The organism is Candidatus Symbiothrix dinenymphae (assembly GCF_001431085.1).
Genome location: NZ_BBRU01000317.1, coordinates 1 through 518 on the forward strand (window position 1 = coordinate 1; position 518 = coordinate 518).

The 518-nt window shown below is 47.5% G+C and carries 1 protein-coding gene; it reads left to right on the forward strand.

The window, feature by feature from the left end; all coding sequences use genetic code 11:
- A partial coding sequence (locus tag ASC50_RS03900) for an MFS transporter (RefSeq protein WP_158648392.1) occupies nt 1–518 on the forward strand: 518 nt, incomplete at both ends.

Genomic DNA, 518 nt, shown 5'->3' on the forward strand with positions numbered 1-518 from the left:
ATTTGGGCTTCCGTGGGCGTGGGTGTGATAACGGTGATATTCACCTTAGTGTCGGTCTATTTTATCGACAGGTTAGGACGTCGAAAACTATATTTCTTGGGGATGGTGGGCATGATGGTCTCGCTGTTCCTGCTCGGTTTGTGTTTTGCATTTCACGGACAGTTGGTTGCTTATCAATGGACATATATCGTCTGCATGTTTTGTTATGTAGCCTTTTTCTCCATCAGTATCGGTCCGTTGGGCTGGTTGATTATATCGGAGGTTTTCCCGCAGAAAGTACGCGGTGTGGGTGCCTCGTTAGGCTCTTTGGCGTGTTGGTTTTTCAACGCTGCCGTCGCTTTCTCGTTCTTCAAGATTGTCCGCTTGCTGACCGTTCCCGGAACGGAAATTATGCTCAACGGTGAAAATCTGGGCAATCCCATGGGTGCCTTCTGGTTTTACGGGCTAATTGCATTTCTGGCTATTCTCTGGGGTTATCGTTTCATTCCCGAAACCAAAGGCGTTTCATTGGAACATAT